Annotated in this window: 14 protein-coding genes; 11 read left to right on the top strand and 3 right to left on the bottom strand. The window is 67.6% G+C overall.

The window, feature by feature from the left end:
- Positions 1–7 precede the first annotated feature (7 nt).
- Positions 8–1,078, bottom strand: coding sequence for a LacI family DNA-binding transcriptional regulator (locus FG93_RS00425; RefSeq protein WP_043230548.1), 1,071 nt, complete (start codon positions 1,076–1,078; stop codon positions 8–10).
- 252 nt (positions 1,079–1,330) lie between these two features.
- Here FG93_RS00425 and FG93_RS30935 point away from each other — a divergent pair, with 252 nt between their 5' ends.
- The 7 genes from FG93_RS30935 (at position 1,331) to FG93_RS00390 (ending at position 8,984) form a co-directional block, all read left to right on the top strand.
- Positions 1,331–2,035, top strand: coding sequence for a hypothetical protein (locus FG93_RS30935; RefSeq protein WP_052513110.1), 705 nt, complete (start codon positions 1,331–1,333; stop codon positions 2,033–2,035).
- 300 nt (positions 2,036–2,335) lie between these two features.
- Positions 2,336–3,925: an ABC transporter substrate-binding protein gene (locus FG93_RS00415; RefSeq protein ID WP_043230825.1), complete on the top strand. Its 1,590-nt coding sequence runs from the start codon at positions 2,336–2,338 to the stop codon at positions 3,923–3,925.
- Positions 3,926–4,089: 164 nt separating this feature from the next.
- Positions 4,090–5,103, top strand: coding sequence for an ABC transporter permease (locus FG93_RS00410; RefSeq protein ID WP_043230546.1), 1,014 nt, complete (start codon positions 4,090–4,092; stop codon positions 5,101–5,103).
- A 14-nt stretch (positions 5,104–5,117) separates the two neighbouring features.
- Positions 5,118–6,017: an ABC transporter permease gene (locus FG93_RS00405; protein WP_043230823.1), complete on the top strand. Its 900-nt coding sequence runs from the start codon at positions 5,118–5,120 to the stop codon at positions 6,015–6,017.
- 2 nt (positions 6,018–6,019) lie between these two features.
- On the top strand, positions 6,020–7,756 hold the full coding sequence (locus FG93_RS00400) for an ABC transporter ATP-binding protein (protein WP_043230541.1): 1,737 nt from the start codon (positions 6,020–6,022) through the stop codon (positions 7,754–7,756).
- 62 nt (positions 7,757–7,818) lie between these two features.
- Entirely contained in the window at positions 7,819–8,199 is a 381-nt protein-coding gene (gene hpxZ / locus FG93_RS00395) for an oxalurate catabolism protein HpxZ (RefSeq protein ID WP_043230820.1), read from the top strand.
- Between the two features lie 101 nt (positions 8,200–8,300).
- The gene (locus tag FG93_RS00390) at positions 8,301–8,984 is read left to right on the top strand and encodes a GntR family transcriptional regulator (protein ID WP_043230533.1); all 684 of its coding nucleotides are present in this window, start codon (positions 8,301–8,303) and stop codon (positions 8,982–8,984) included.
- 55 nt (positions 8,985–9,039) lie between these two features.
- On the opposite strand, the gene FG93_RS00385 is transcribed toward FG93_RS00390, so the two are convergent.
- Both FG93_RS00385 and atzF read right to left on the bottom strand, forming a co-directional pair.
- Positions 9,040–9,372 carry a hypothetical protein gene (locus tag FG93_RS00385; protein ID WP_152579226.1) on the bottom strand — a complete coding sequence of 111 codons (333 nt, stop codon included), beginning with the start codon at positions 9,370–9,372 and terminating at the stop codon, positions 9,040–9,042.
- 82 nt (positions 9,373–9,454) lie between these two features.
- Complete coding sequence (atzF, locus tag FG93_RS00380) at positions 9,455–11,251, bottom strand: allophanate hydrolase (RefSeq protein ID WP_043230530.1); 1,797 nt, start codon at positions 11,249–11,251, stop codon at positions 9,455–9,457.
- Positions 11,252–11,514: 263 nt separating this feature from the next.
- Here atzF and FG93_RS00375 point away from each other — a divergent pair, with 263 nt between their 5' ends.
- The 4 genes from FG93_RS00375 to FG93_RS00360 all read left to right on the top strand — a co-directional run bounded on the left by FG93_RS00375 (position 11,515) and on the right by FG93_RS00360 (position 15,530).
- Positions 11,515–12,201, top strand: coding sequence for a cysteine hydrolase family protein (locus FG93_RS00375; protein WP_043230817.1), 687 nt, complete (start codon positions 11,515–11,517; stop codon positions 12,199–12,201).
- A 130-nt stretch (positions 12,202–12,331) separates the two neighbouring features.
- The gene (locus tag FG93_RS00370; protein WP_043230815.1) at positions 12,332–13,933 is read left to right on the top strand and encodes a hypothetical protein; all 1,602 of its coding nucleotides are present in this window, start codon (positions 12,332–12,334) and stop codon (positions 13,931–13,933) included.
- Positions 13,930–14,148 (top strand): DUF4089 domain-containing protein, encoded by a 219-nt coding sequence (locus FG93_RS00365; RefSeq protein ID WP_043230527.1) that lies wholly within the window; start codon positions 13,930–13,932, stop codon positions 14,146–14,148. The genes FG93_RS00370 and FG93_RS00365 overlap by 4 nt, the downstream gene beginning before the upstream one ends.
- Before the next feature lie 29 nt (positions 14,149–14,177).
- Positions 14,178–15,530, top strand: a complete 1,353-nt coding sequence (locus FG93_RS00360) for an AtzE family amidohydrolase (protein WP_280114113.1) — start codon at positions 14,178–14,180, stop codon at positions 15,528–15,530.
- The last annotated feature ends 16 nt before the right edge of the window (positions 15,531–15,546 follow it).

The raw sequence follows: 15,546 nt of genomic DNA, 5'->3' as shown, positions 1-15,546 counted from the left end.
CGTGGCTCTAGGCTGGCGGGCCACCCCTCTTCAGGCCGCCGCAGGATTCCCGGATCACGAGCGAGACCGGAATCTGCGTGTGCCGAACGGGCTTCTCCAGGCCCTCGAGCTGGTCGATGAGGCTCATCGCCGCCTGCTGGCCGAGCTCAAGACGACGGTGCTCCACCGTCGTCAGCGCCGGAACGGTGAAGGCCGACAGGGCGATGCCGTCGAAGCCGACCACGGCCATGTCCTCGGGCACGCGCATGCCGTGACGACGCAAGCCGTGCAGCACGCCGATCGCCATCTGGTCGTTGAACACGAAAAGCGCCTCTGGCCGCGGCTGCGGCAAGGCGAGCAAAAGCTCCACCGCCTTCACGCCGCCTTCCGGGCTGTTCGTGACCTCGATTTCCCAATCCGGACGCACCGGCAGACCGGCCTCCAGGAGCGCCCGACGATAGCCGTGCACGCGCTCCCGCTCGCGCAAGGGATGCCGCTGCTGGCCCGAGATATGACCGATCCGCCGATAGCCGCAGGCGAGCAGGTGCTGCGTCGCCATGTACCCGCCGCCCTCGAGATCGACGCCGACGGATGTGATCTCGGTACCGTCACCTTGATCCTGTAGCGCGACGCAGGGGACGCCGTGGCGTGCCAGCTCCTTCAACGCATCCCAGATCGCCCGCGTCGGGGCAGAGGTGATGACGCCGTCCGAAACGCCGCCGCGCAGCCGCGCGATCGCCTTGAGCTTGGCGGCCTCGTCTTCTCCAACGAGCACGTCGAGCAGATAGCCGCGCTGCTGCGCCACCTGCTGCACGGCGCCGATCACCTCGGCTGAATAGGGGTTGCCGATATCCGGGGTGATGAAGGTGAGCGTGTTGGTGCGCCGCTGCCTCAGGTTCCGCGCGACGGAGTTCGGGGTGTAGCCGAGCTCGGCAGCCGCTTCGCGCACACGCTGCTGCGTGGCCTCGGACAGACCGACGCGCCCGCTCGCGCCGTTGAGCACCAGCGAAACGGTCGCCTGCGAAACCCCCGCACGCTTCGCGACATCCGTGCTGGTCGCCGCCCCGGGACGCTTCGATGGATGCTGCTCGCGCGGCAACGCCCTCTCCTGTAATCTAATACGTATTAGATTGAGAACTAGCGTCACGCGAAACGCGTGTCAACGAGGTCCGGAAGGCTTGCCTCGTGGCGCGTTCGCACAGTGCTGGCCTGTAGATCGGGCTGATCGTGGCCGCCGTTGAAATGCATCGCCGAACGCGACAGACGCGCGAAACGAGGCTTTACTTTCCGGCCATGAGCCCGGACGCTGATCGCACCATCCCTCGCTCCGGTCGGAGTCGCGCTGCCTGCCATGTCCGAGACTGCCTCCGCGCGCCGCGCCATCGGTTTGATCGTTCCCTCCTCCAACCGCGTCGTCGAGCGCGTGGCGGCCCGGTTGCTGGCTGGAACTCCGGAGATCGATTGCTGCATCGCCCGGGTGCCCTATGGCGGCATCGTCGCGGCCGGTCCCTCTGGCGGCTACAGGCTCGAACCCTTCGATAGCGCCGCGACACTGCTGGAAGAGGCCGGCGTCGATACGATCTGCTGGAGTGCAACGCGGGGCGCGGCGCTGGGCTTTGCCGTCGATCGCGACCTGTGCCGGCGGATCGAGGACGAGACGGGCATCCCGGCCGTCACCACCGCTCTTGCGACAGTCGAGCGTCTGAGCGTAACCCCTTGCGGGCGAGTCGGTTTGATCACGCAGGGCGACGAAGCGGAATCGCTGCATGTCGCCGGGCAGTTTCGCCGCGGGGGTGTCGACATCCTCGACCATCTCTGGCTCGGCATCACCAATAATCTCCATGCCGCGCATCTCGCCGGCGACACGCTGCTGAGGGAGGCAAGGACCCTGGCCGCGCGATCCGGTCTCGACACCATCCTGGTCTGGAGCACCAATCTTTCCGGCTACGCGGCACGCCTGGCCGCCGATCCGGCATCCGACCCAGCCATCCTCGACGCGGCCGAGATCGGCATCAACGCGGCGCTGGCAAGCGCAAACGCGCGGCAGAAGAGATAACTGCCCATTAAATAGCCTGAACGCCAGTCATTGCATGCAACGTGGCTAGAGCCGCTGCCCGCGCTGGCATTTTTCAAGAGATTTCAATCGCCTAAACCTTGGCACGCTACATGCTTGACCAGCGCCCATGTGCGCCTTTGCTGCCCCGCATCCAGGACAGAGCCCCATCCGAGCCGAGACGGGCACGGAGCGGACCTTTCTCGCGACCGGCCGCCGGGCGCCCTGCCCCGCTTGCCGACCCGCCCCCGGCGGTCCGGTGCGCCGCGACATCCCGACTGGCAAAACAAGGATCTCTTGCTGATGATCACTCGCCGCACCGCCATCGCAGCCGGTCTTGCTGCGCCCTTCGTCGCGCAGGGCAAGCTCGGGGCCCAGACACCCAGCCGGGCCGAGACATTGCTGCTGGTGCAGGAATATGGGCCCAACAGCCTGGACATGCAGGGCATCGGCTCGTCGCAGCCGGTCAATGGCGTCGCGCTGAACTGCTATGACCGGCTGCTGCGCTTCAAGCCGGTGCCGATCCCGGGCGGCGGCGGCAACACGATCGCGATGGGCGAGCTCGAGGGCGAGCTGGCCGAGAGCTGGCAGGTCGCGTCGGACGGCATGAGCTGCACCTTCAAGCTGCGCGACGCCGCCTTCCATTCCGGCCGCAAGGTCACGGCGGCCGACGTGAAATGGTCGCTCGACCGCGCCTGCACGATCGGCGGCTTCGCCACCACGCAGATGAATGCCGGCTCGCTGGAGAAGCCCGAGCAGTTCGTCGTCGTCGACGAGAAGACCTTCCGCGTCGACTTCGTCCGCAAGGACAAGATGACGCTGCCGAACCTCGCGGTCACCATCCCCTTCGTGTTCGACTCCGAGCTCGCGATCAAGAATGGCGGCGGCGATCCCCATGCCAAGGAGTGGCTGAAGAACAATGTCGTCGGCTCCGGCGCCTACAAGGTCGAGAGCTGGAAGCCCGGAGTCGAGACGATCTATGTCCGGAACGACGCCTGGACCTCCGGCAAGCTGCCGCAGCTTCGCCGCATCATCGCGCGCGACATCGCCTCGCCCTCGACCCGCCGGGCCCTGATGGAGCGCGGCGATGCCGATGTCTCCTACGGGCTGCCGCCAAAAGACTTCAAGGACCTGCTCGATGCCGGCAAGGTCAATGTCGTCGGCGTGCCCATCCCCAACGGGGTCTGGGGCTGCTATCTCAACACGCAGGTCGGGCCGTTCAAGGATGTGCGCCTGCGCCAGGCCGTGGCCTGGGTGATGCCCTATGAGAAGCTGCTGCAGGCCTCGCTGTTCGGCCGCGGCGTCGACATGTCGGGCGGGGCGGAGACGCCCAAGGTCGCCTGGCCGCAGCCCTTTCCCTACACATCGAACGTCGCCAAGGCCAAGGCGCTGGTCGATGCCGCCGGCGGCGGCTTCTCGACCACGCTGTATTTCGACGCCGGCAATGCGACGGTCGCCGAGCCGATGGCGGTGCTGATCAAGGAGGCGCTCGGTGCCATTGGCATCACGGTCGAGATCAACAAGGTGCCGGGCGCGAATTTCCGCACCGAGATCGCCAAGAAGACCAATCCGATGGTGCTGAACCGCTTCGCCGGCTGGCTCGACTATCCCGATTACTACCTGTTCTGGACGATGCACGGCAATAATTCGATCTTCAACATCGCCGCCTACCAGAACCCCGAACTCGACAAGCTGATCGACGCCGCGCGCTTCGCGCCCGACAAGGCAGCCTATGACGCCAATGTCGTCGACTTCATCAAGCTGGTGAACCGCGAGGTGCCGATGGTGCCGATCGCGCAGCCGACCCATGACGTGGCGCTCCAGAAGGCGATCGGCGGCTACCAGTTCCAGCCCTGCCGCGAGCCCGATTTCCGCTACCTGACCAAGGGCTGAGCGATCGGCTCCCCACCGCCCTCGCCGCTCGCGAGACCAGCGGAAACGGCGAAGCAATCCGGGACTGCCAGCCGCCATCGGCCCGTCGCACACCGGATTGCTTCACCCCCGCCCGCAATGACGACGGCGGCGACTTCGCCGGATGTCGCTAAGGAGGTTGCACAATGCTTCGCATGATCGGCGGGCGGCTGATGACGACGATCCCGTCGGTCATCGGCGTGATCATCGTCACCTTCCTGCTCACGCGGGTGCTGCCGGGCGACACGGCCGCCTATTTCGCCGGGCCGGCGGCGACGCCGCAGGCGATTGCCGAAATCCGCAGCAAGCTGGGGCTCGACCGGCCCCTGCCGGTGCAGTTCGTCTCCTATGTCACGGCGCTGGCCAAGGGTGATCTCGGCCAGTCCCTGACCACCGGCCAGTCGGTGACGGCCGACCTGGCGGCGCGCCTGCCGGCCTCCGCCGAGCTGACGCTCGCCGGGCTGCTGCTGGCCATGTCGGTCGCCTTGCCGCTCGGCGTGCTGGCCGCAGTGAAACAGGGCTCATGGATCGACCATCTCTGCCGTGTGGTGGCGACGGCCGGCGTCTCGCTGCCGGTTTTCTTCACCGGGCTCCTGCTGGTCTATGTCTTCTATTTCCTGCTCGGCTGGTCGCCGGCGCCGCTCGGGCGGCTCGACGTCTTCGCCTCCGAACCGCCGCGCGTCACCGGCCTGTTCCTGATCGACAGCCTGCTTGCCGGGCATTTCGAGACCTTTCGCGCCGCGCTGGCGCAGCTGATCCTGCCTGCGGTGACGCTCGGCATCTTCTCGCTGGCGCCGATCACGCGGATGACGCGCGCCTCGATGCTGGCGGTGCTCGGCGCCGATTTCGTCCGCACGGCGCGCGCCAGCGGGCTGACCCAGGCCAAGGTCATCGGCACCTATGCCTTTCGCAACGCCATGCTGCCCGTCGTGACCACGCTCGGCATGGTGTTCTCCTTCCTGCTCGGCGCCAATGTCCTGGTCGAGAAGGTCTTCGCCTGGCCCGGCGTCGGCTCCTATGCCGTCGAGGCGCTGATCGCCTCGGATTATGCGCCGATCCAGGGCTTCGTGCTGACCATGGCGATCCTCTACGTCGTGCTGAACCTGCTGATCGACCTGCTCTACGGCGTCATCGATCCCCGCGTCAGGCTGGAGGGGTGAGGCCTGTGAACGACATGAGCAAGGTCGACCCCGCCGCCACGCCTGCCCTGCGTCTTGATGCGCCGCCCGCGACGAGCCTATGGTCGCATGCGCGCCACGTCGTCTCGGAAAATCCGATTACCGGCTTCGCCTTCCTGCTGTTCGCACTGATCCTGCTCGCAGCGATACTCGGCCCCTCGCTCGTGCCCTACGACCCGCTGGCGAGCAACACCAATGCGGCCCTGCAAGCCCCGAGCACGGCGCACTGGTTCGGCACCGACCAGCTCGGGCGGGACATCTTCAGCCGGGTCATCGCCGCGACGCGGCTCGATTTCACCATTGCGGTCGCCTCGGTCGCGCTGGTCTTCCTGCTGGGCGGGCTCGCCGGCGTCAGCGCCGGCTTCTTCGGCGGCTGGGTCGACAAGCTGGTCGGGCGCATCGCCGACACGATCATGGCCTTTCCGCTGTTCGTGCTGGCGATGGGCATCGTCGCGGCACTCGGCAACAGCGTCACCAACATCGTCATCGCCACCGCGATCATCAATTTCCCGCTCTATGCGCGCGTGGCGCGGGCCGAGGCGAATGTGCGGCGCGAAGCCGGTTTCGTGCAGGCGGCGCGGCTCTCGGGCAATTCCGACTGGCGGCTGCTGCTGACCCAGATCATGCCCAATATCATGCCGATCATGGCGGTGCAGATGTCGCTGACCATGGGTTACGCGATCCTGAACGCCGCCGGCCTCTCCTTCATCGGCCTTGGCGTGCGCCCGCCGACGCCGGAATGGGGGATCATGGTGGCCGAGGGCGCGAGCTTCATCGTCTCCGGCGAATGGTGGATCGCCTTCTTCCCCGGCCTGGCGCTGATGATCGCCGTGTTCTGCTTCAACCTGCTCGGCGACGGCGTGCGCGATCTCGTCGATCCCCAGCGGAGGAACTGACCGTGGCCACCATCCCGCTGCTCGAGATTCGCAACCTCACCGTCGAATTCGCCACGCGCCGGGGGGCGGTGCAGGCGGTCAGGTCGATCGATGTCAGCGTCGCCAAGGGCGAGACGGTCGCGATCGTCGGCGAGTCCGGCTCCGGCAAATCGGTGACCTCCTATGCCGTGGTGCGCATTCTCGATCGGGCCGGAAGGGTCGCGGAGGGTTCGATCTCGTTCTCCGGCGTCGATCTCGTCGCTGCCAATGAGACGCAGATGCGCGACCTGCGCGGGCGCGAGATCTCGATGATCTTCCAGAACCCGCGCGCCGCGCTCAACCCGATCCGCAAGGTCGGCAGGCAGATCGAGGACGTGCTGCTGCAGCATGTCCAGGCGACGCGCGCGACCGCCAGGGAGAAGGCGATCGAGGCCCTGACGCGCGTCAGGATCGCCCGCCCCGAGGAGCGCTACGACGCCTACCCGTTCGAGCTCTCCGGCGGCATGTGCCAGCGCGTGGTGATCGCGCTCGCCATCGCCTGCCAGCCGCAGCTGCTGATCGCCGACGAGCCGACCACGGGGCTCGACGTCACCACGCAGAAGGCGGTGATGGACCTCATCGTCGAGCTCACCCGCGAGCGCGGCATGTCGACGATCCTGATCACCCATGATCTTGGGCTGGCCGCCGCCTATTGCGACAAGGTCGTCGTCATGGAGAAGGGCCAGGTCGTCGAGACGGCCGCGGCCGGCGAGATCTTCCGCAATCCACAGCACCCCTATACCCGCCGGCTGATGCAGGCGACGCCGCGCATCGGCATGTCGCTCGCCGATCTGCTGACGGAGCCGCCGAAGGCCGAGCCCGCACCCAAGACCGCGCCCCAGCCCCCGCCTGCTCCCACCCCTTCTGGCGCCGCGCCGGGCGAAGCGGCCGCCGGGCAGCCTCTGCTCAGCGTCGAGGCGCTGGTGAAGGAGTACCCACGCCCGGCTACGGGTGCGTTCCTCGCCAGGCTGATGGGCAAGGCGGAGCCGGAGAAGCCCGCCTTCCGCGCCGTCGACGGCATCAGCTTCTCGATTGCGCGCGGCGAGACACTCGGACTCGTCGGCGAATCCGGCTGCGGCAAGTCGACGACCTCGATGACGATCACGCGGCTGATCGACCCGAGCGGCGGCAGGATCGTCTTTGACGGCACCGATATCGGCGCGATTCCCGCCAGGCAGTTTGCGGCCTCGCCTCAGCGCCGGCGCATCCAGATGGTGTTCCAGGACCCGACGGACAGCCTCAATCCGCGCTTCACCGCCGAGCGGGCGATTGCCGACCCGATCATGCGGATGGGTGCGCTCAGCGGCCGCGATGCGCTGCGGGCGCGCTGCGAGGACCTGGCGCGGCTTGTCGGCCTGCCGGTCGAGCTGATCGACCGGTTCCCGCATCAGCTCTCGGGCGGGCAGAAGGCCCGCGTCGGCATCGCGCGCGCAATCGCGCTCGACCCCGACCTCGTCATCCTGGACGAGCCGACCGCGGCGCTCGATGTCTCCGTCCAGGCGGTCGTGCTGAACCTGCTGGAGGAGCTGAAGGGGCGGCTCGGCATGAGCTACCTCTTCGTCTCGCATGACCTGAATGTGGTGCGGCTGCTCTGCGACCGGGTGATCGTGATGCGCAGCGGCGCGATCGTCGAGCAAGGCACGGCAGAAGAGGTTCTGGGCAATCCCAGGGCGGAGTACACCAGGGAGCTGCTGACCGCGATTCCGCATCCGCCGATGTGAGGCGCCGCGTTGCTGTTGCGAGCACAGCGCCGAAACCGGCCGTGGCCTTTGGAGACGCCTTCATGAAGATCAACGACCCCGCCGTGCTTGCCGAAGTCGAGGCCGCCTTCGCGACCTATGAAAAGGCGCTGACGCGCAACGACGTCGCAACGCTGGACGCGCTGTTCAAGGACAGCCCGCTGACGCTGCGCTATGGCGTGGCCGAGAACCTCTACGGCCATCACGAGATCGCGGCGTTCCGCTCGGCGCGGTCGCCCGTCGGGCTGGAGCGCGATCTCGAATGCACCGTCATCACCAGCTATGGCGACGCGATGGCGACGGCCAACACCATGTTCCGCCGCGCCAGCATGCAGGGCAAGGTCGGCCGGCAAAGCCAGACCTGGGTCAAGTTTCCCGAGGGCTGGCGGGTCGTCGCCGCCCATGTCAGCATCATCGCCGAATGAAGCCGCTTTCGCGCCGCGTCATGATCATTGCGCCATGACCGCCGTGCCGATGCCTGTTATGCAGGCCTGTGCGACCCTGCCTGCTCTCCAGTGCTGATGCCATGCCGCCCCGCGCCCTTCCCGCCCGAGCCAGACCCGCAGCCCCGGCCCCGACGCGCACGGAAGCGCTGCGCCTCCAGATCGCGGACGAGATCGTCTCGGGCGTGCTCGAACCGGGAACACCGCTCGACGAGCAGGATCTGGCGGCACGGTTCGGCGTCTCGCGGACGCCCGTGCGCGAGGCGATCCGCCAGCTGTCCGCCTCGGGCCTCGTCAGCGTCCGGCCGCATCGCGGCGCGCTCGTTGCCCTGCCGACCCCGACGCAGCTCGACGACATGTTCGAAGCCATGGCCGAGCTCGAGGCGCTGTGTGCCGGGCTCGCCGCCCGCAACATGACGGTTCCCGAACGGCGCGGACTGGAAGCGCTGCACCAGGCCCTGCGCACGCTGGTGCATGAGGGCGATCCCGCGCGCTATCACGAGACCAACGAGGCCTTTCACGCCGCGATCTATGCCGGATCGCATAATGGCTACCTCGCGGAGCTGACCCTGATGACGCGCGCCCGCGTCGCGCCGTTCCGCAGGGCGCAATTCCGGGCAACCGGACGGCTGGGCGGCTCCTATCGGGAGCACGATCTGATCGTCCAGGCGATCCTGCGCGGCGACCAGCCCGGCGCGGTCGAGGCGATGCGCGCCCATATCGGCATCGTGCGGGATGCGTTCAGGAGCTATGCGGGCGCGCCTTAGGCCATAGGGCTCACAAACGGGTCGTTGCGTTTGACCCCCTTGCCATCATGCGTTTCTACGCTTGGTTCCGCCGGGCGGTCGCCTCCTGCTCACTGAGTTCAGCGCCATACCGCGCGACACTGATGACCGCACCGGAAAGTTCCGACTGCGTGAGGTCGGTCTTGTGCAAAAGCACCGTCAAGTCGGCTATTCGGGCGCCGTCGAGGGTTCGCCAGTTCGGCCTAAGAACAACGCACTCATGGCGAATTGCGCGCCCGTCTTTCAAGGCAATTTCGCAGGCGGTTTCATAGTATCGGCCGAAACCGATGTGGTCTGGAATCGTTGAAACGGGGAATAGCCGGATCAAGAACTGTCGCTCCCCGAATGGTATCACATCAATCACGGCCACCGAACCACTCCTGCTTCCTTTCTAAGTATAGCAGCGGTTGGAGTTCCCGGGGGAGAGCCGCAGTTGGCACCGCGATAATGAGCTAAGCCATGGCATGTGCCTGCGCCGCGACATAGGCCCGCCAGCCCCCGAATTCGCTGACGTCGCGCGCCTCTTCGGTCGCAATCTGCTCGCAGAGAAACCCCTTGACCCGCGTGCCATCGGCCAGAGCCAGCGTGCCGATGCCAAGCGGGGCTGAAATGCCGGCAACGAAGCGGCCAAAGCCTTCGGGGGGCAGCGCCCAGACCTCGAGCGCGATGGCTACTCCCCCCTGCCCGACCCGGATAAGGCCCGGCCGCGCTGGCGGGCCGCCCGGCAGGGCAAAGAGACGATACTCGGCGCTCGTGCTCGTCGCGCGCAGGAAGGTCGCGCCGAGTGCGGTCAATTCGCCATTCAGCGGCATGCCCGAGAGATGCGCGCCGACGACCGCGATCTCCAGCGTGCCGGGCGCAACGGCCGCCGGACCGTTCGCCGGCGGCAGCGGTGCACCGGTCGCGCCGAGCGTCAGTCCCGACGCCTGGTGAAAGGCCCGGCCGAGGCTGGCCAGCGTCGCGTCATGGCCGGACGGCGCGATGAAGGTGACGCCGGCTGCCGTGCCGTCCTCCATCAGGCTCACCGGCACGGCGAGCGCGCACATGTCGAGCAGGTTGACGAAATTGGTGTAGCGGCCGAGCAGCGAATTCCGGCCGATCGGGTCCGCGGCCATCTCCGCGAGCGTGACCGGTCGCGGCGCGGTCGGTACCATCATGGCATCGATGCCTTTCAGCGCGGCCCGGGCCGCGAGAGCGAGCCCGGCCAGCCGATACTGCGCCTCGAAGGTGTCGGCGGCATCCGGCAGCGGCCTCCCGGCAATGACCTGCCTGATCACCGGCAAGATCGCCTCGGGATCGACCATCAGCAGGCCGCGGATGGCGAGATAGCGCTCCGCCACCCAGGGTCCGTCATAGAGCAGCCGGGCCGTCTCGTAGAACGGCGTCATGTCGATGGGGACGATGATCGCGCCCAGCGCCCGCGCGCGTTCGACCGCAAGGGCAAAGCTCGCCGCCGCCGCCGGAGCGCCGTCGAAGTCGAGATCGACGGGGCGCGGCACGGCGAGCCGCGGATGCGGCGCCAGCGCGCCCGGCCGCCCAATCGGTATTGAGCGGGAGAACGGGTCGGCGGGATCGGGGCCGGCGATCACCTCCAGGACGGCCGTTGCGTCATCGACGGTCAGGGCGAACACCGAAACGCAATCGAGCGTGCGGCAGGCCGGGACGACGCCGGCCGTCGAGACCAGGCCGAGGCTCGGCTTGAGGCCGACGAGGTTCTGCAAGCCGGCCGGCACTCGCCCGGACCCAGCAGTGTCGGTGCCGAGCGCGACAGGCACGATGCCGGCGGCAACCGCGCTCGCGGAACCGGAGCTGGAGCCCCCCGGCACGAGATCGGCGCGCAAGGTATTGCGCGGGACGCCATAGGGCGAGCGTGTGCCGTTCAGGCCGGTGGCGAACTGGTCGAGATTGGTCTTGCCGATGATGATCGCCCCCGCCGCCCGCAACCGCGCAACCACGCCGGCATCCGCGATAGGGAGATAGGAGAAAGCCGGGCACGCCGCCGTCGTCGCGAGCCCCGCGACATCGATATTGTCCTTGACCGCGACGGGCACGCCCCAGAGCCTTCGTCCCCGTGGCCCCTCGCCTTGCAGGCGCGCCGCCTCGGCCAGCGCCTCGGATTCAGGCCGCAGGCTGATGAAGATCGCCTCGTCGCCATGGTCGCGATACCGGGCATAGACAGCCGCTATCGTCTCCGGGAGCGTGCGCCGACCAGCGAGATGATCGGCGAGAAGCGTGGTCACTGTGCTCACGGGATAGCCTCTCGATCTTTCGGCCTATTGAGTAGGCATTTGCTTGCGATATGCATGCAAAGATTATGCACGGCGCCACCCGCATCGGCGGAGATGCGGGGCCGGATCGAGGCGATCCGCCGAATGCGATCCTCTGGCGCGCAAATCTATCAAGCGATTTCAAACCTTTAGCTGACGCCGCCCGGCTCTCGGCGACCACGGCATGCTCTCAGGCACAGCCCTTGCAAAGCTTGTTCCGTTCGCCAGCGACGGGAGCGCCTTTCGTGAGCCGGTCCGAGATTCCAGCTGAGCCCTTCCCGATCAGCGTCGATTTCGCGCGAACCGCGCTCGTGATCATCGACATGCAGCGGGATTTCCTGGAGCCCGGCGGCTTTGGTGCCGCGCTTGGCAATGATGTCGCCCTGCTCGGCGCGGCGGTCTTGCCGTGCAAGGCCATGCTCGCAGGAGCCCGTGCCGCCGGCATGCTGGTGCTCCACACGCGCGAAGGCCACCGGCCCGATCTTTCGGACGCGCCGCCGGCCAAGGTGCTGCGCGGCGACCCGACGAGGCGCATCGGCGCGGCCGGGCCGATGGGGCGCATCCTGGTCCGCGGCGAGGCCGGCCATGACATCGTGCCGGCGCTGGCGCCGCTGCCCGGCGAACCGGTGATCGACAAGCCTGGCAAGGGCGCCTTCTACCAGACCGATCTCGACCTGTTGCTGCGCAATCGCAGCATCGAGACGTTGCTCGTCACCGGCGTGACGACCGAGGTCTGCGTCCACACCACCGTGCGCGAGGCGAATGACCGGGGCTATCGCTGCCTCGTGCTCAGCGACGCCTGCGCCTCGTATTTTCCGGAGTTCCACAGAGTGGGCTTGGCGATGATCGCAGCCCAGGGCGGCATTTTCGGCTGGGTCTCGTCCACGGACGCGGTGCTGGCCGCCCTCGCAGCCAGGGACCAGGCTGCCTAGAGCATGCTGCGAAAAAGTGGCAACGGTTTTTCGCATGAAACATGCTCTAAACTATTGGAATCGATCACGTTTTCTGCGTTTTGACAATTTCGTCCAAACGCAGCGTGATCTCAGCGCGGAGGTGAAGCCGATGGCGAGCGCAACAAGCAGGCCGCACTTGTGGACGCCGGGCGACTGGAACGCCCTGTTCGGCTTCGGCACCAATATCCTGGTCAACCTGCTGGTGCTGACCGGGCTGCTGCAATTCGTGCTGAAGATGCCGGGCGAAATCGTCTTCGGCCGCATCCTGCCGGCGCTCGGTCTGATGATGCTGCTCTCGACCGGCTATTACGCCTGGCTCGCCTACCGGCTCGCCCGGGAAACCGGCCGCGACGATGTCTGCGCGCTGCCCTCGGGCATCAGCGTGCCGCACATGTTCGTCGTCACCTTCGTGATCATGCTGCCGATCGCCAGCATGACCGGCGATCCGGTCAAGGGCTGGGAAGCCGGCCTCGTCTGGGTGTTCTTCCAGAGTTTCATCCTGATGGCCGGCGGCTTCATCGCGCCCTATATCCGCAAGGTCACGCCGCGCGCGGCGCTGCTAGGCACGCTGGCGGGCGTCTCGATCGCCTTCATCTCGATGCGCCCGGCACTCGAGATCTTCCTGACGCCGGCGATCGGACTCACCTGCCTCGCGATCATCCTCGTCAGCTGGTTTGGCGGCGTGCGCTATCCCCGCGGCATCCCCGCCGGGCTGGTCGCGATCGCCTTCGGCATGGTCATCGCCTGGGGCTCGGCGCTGCTGGGGCTCGATGTCGGCGGGCTGAGCCTCGCCAAGCTGGGCGCAGCCTTCTCGACCTTCGGCTTCTCGCTGCCGCTGCCGGCGGTCGACCATATCTTCTCCGGCTTCTCCTATCTCGGCATCATCCTCGTCACTGCGATCCCCTTCGGCATCTACGATCTCGTCGAGGCGATGGACAATGTCGAGAGCGCGGAAGCGGCCGGCGATCATTACCCGACGACGCGGGTGCTGACCGCCGACGGCGTCGTCAGCCTGATCGGCTGCCTGATGGGCAACCCTTTCATCAACGCCGTCTATATCGGCCATCCCGGCTGGAAGGCGATGGGCGGGCGCATCGGCTATTCCGCCGCGACCGGGCTGATCGTGGCTGCGCTGTGCTGGTTCGGCGTCGTCGCCCTGCTGCTGGCGCTGATCCCGCTCGTCGCGATCTCGCCGATCCTGCTCTATATCGGCATGCTGATCGGCGCGCAGGCCTTCCAGACCACGCCGGCAAGCCATGCGCCTGCCGTCGTGCTGGCGCTGACGCCCCATCTCGCAGCCTGGGCCAAGGTGCTGATCGACGGAGCGCTCGGCGCGGCCGGGACCAATGCGGCCGCTGTCGGCATCGACAAGATGGCCAATATGGGCGTGCTCTATCACGGGCTCGAGCTGATGGGTGGCGGCGCGATCCTGTCGGGCCTGGTGCTCGGCGCCATCGCCGTCTTCGTGATCGAGAAGCAGTTCCTGCACGCGGCGGGATTTGCGGCCGCAGGCGCCGTCCTGAGTTTTTTCGGCCTGATGCATGGCGAGGCGATCGGCATCGGCAAGGGGCTCGGCGTCACGCCCTCGATCAGCCTGGCCTATGCGATGGTCGCGGGCTTCCTCTTCCTCTGCGCGCGCTCGCTCTCCGTCGTGACCGCAGCGAAGAGGATGAGCACCGAGCCGCGCGGCAATCTGGAGCCGGCGGAATGAGTGGGCCCGTCTTCGATGCGGCGCGCCATTGCGATGCGATGGCGCCCGCGCTCGGCCTGGCGATCACCGAGCAGCAGCGCCCAGCCGTGCTGCAATTCCTGGCGGTGGCGAAGGCCATGTCGGAGATTGTCTTCGCCGCGCCGTTCGATGAGGCGACCTTCGAGCCAGCCGGCGTGTTTCGTGCCGGGCGTCCGTGCGACGGAGAGCCTGCGTGACCTTCGACGCCTTCGCACCGGCCCACCGCATCGCGGCCGATATCAGGGAGGGGGTGATGACCGCAGAAGCGGTCGTCACCGGATTCCTCCAGCGGATCGAACGCCTGAACCCAGCGATCAACGCCTTCACCGACGTCACCGCAGGGCGCGCGCTGGCGCAGGCCCGCGCGATCGATGCCAGCCGCGCAGCAGGGGCGCCCCTCGGGCCCCTCGCCGGCGTGCCCTTCGCTGCCAAGAACCTGTTCGACATTGCCGGGCTGCCGACGCGGGCCGGCTCAAAAATCAACCGCGAGCGCGCGCCCGCCGGGCGCGACGCCGTGCTGATCGAGCGTCTGACGGCTGCAGGCGCCGTGCTGCTCGGCGGCCTGAACATGGGCGAATACGCCTATGACTTCACCGGCGAGAACGCGCATGACGGCCCCTGCCGCAACCCGCATGACCTCAGCCGCATGGCAGGCGGCTCGTCGTCCGGTTCAGGCGCCGCGACGGCAGCGGGTCTCGCCCCGATCTCGCTCGGCTCCGACACCAACGGGTCGATCCGCGTGCCAAGCTCGCTTTGCGGCGTCTTCGGGCTCAAACCGACCTATGGCCGGCTGCCGCGCACGCGCAGCTTTCCGTTCTGCGACTCGCTCGACCATCTCGGCCCCTTCGCCCGGGACGTGACCGATCTCGCAATGGCCTATGACCTGATGCAGGGCCATGATGCGGGCGATCCGGCCTGTACGCGCCAAGCGGTCGAACCGACCGTGCCGACGCTGGAGCATGGTGTCAGCGGCCTGCGCATCGCGATAGCCGGCGGCTATTTCTCGACCGATGCGATGCCGGAAGCCCAGGCCGCCGTCGCCGCGGTCGCGCAGGCGCTTGGCACGTCGCGAGTGATCGAGATCGCCGGAGCGGGCATCGCCCGGGCCGCCGCCTTCCTGATCACCAATGGCGAGAGTTCGGCCTTCCATCTCGCGCGGCTGCAGCAGCGCGCCGATGATTTCGACCCCGAGACCCGGGACCGCTTCCTCGCTGGCGCGCTGCAGCCGACGGCCTGGTACCTCCAGGCGCAGCGGGCGCGGCGCTGGTTCCATGACGAGATGATGCGGCTGTTCGAGACGGTCGACCTGATTATTGCGCCGGCCACGCCCTGCGTCGCACCGGAGATCGGCCAGAAGACCATGGAGCTGCGGCGCGAGACCGTCGCGTTGCGGCCCAATCTCGGCCTGTTCACGCAGCCGATCTCCTGCATCGGCCTGCCCGTCGCAGCCGTGCCGGTCTTCGGGGATGGCCTGCCGATCGGCGTGCAGCTGATTGCCCCGCCCTGGCGCGAGGACCTTTGCCTGCGCGCAGCCCATGCCGTGGCGCAGGCAGGCGTCGCGACCGCCAGGCCGGCATAGCACGCACCTCCAACCC

The sequence above is a fragment of the Allobosea sp. LC85 genome, from assembly GCF_000735605.1.
Lineage (GTDB): Bacteria > Pseudomonadota > Alphaproteobacteria > Rhizobiales > Beijerinckiaceae > Allobosea.
This window is presented reverse-complemented; position numbering and strand designations above follow the sequence as displayed.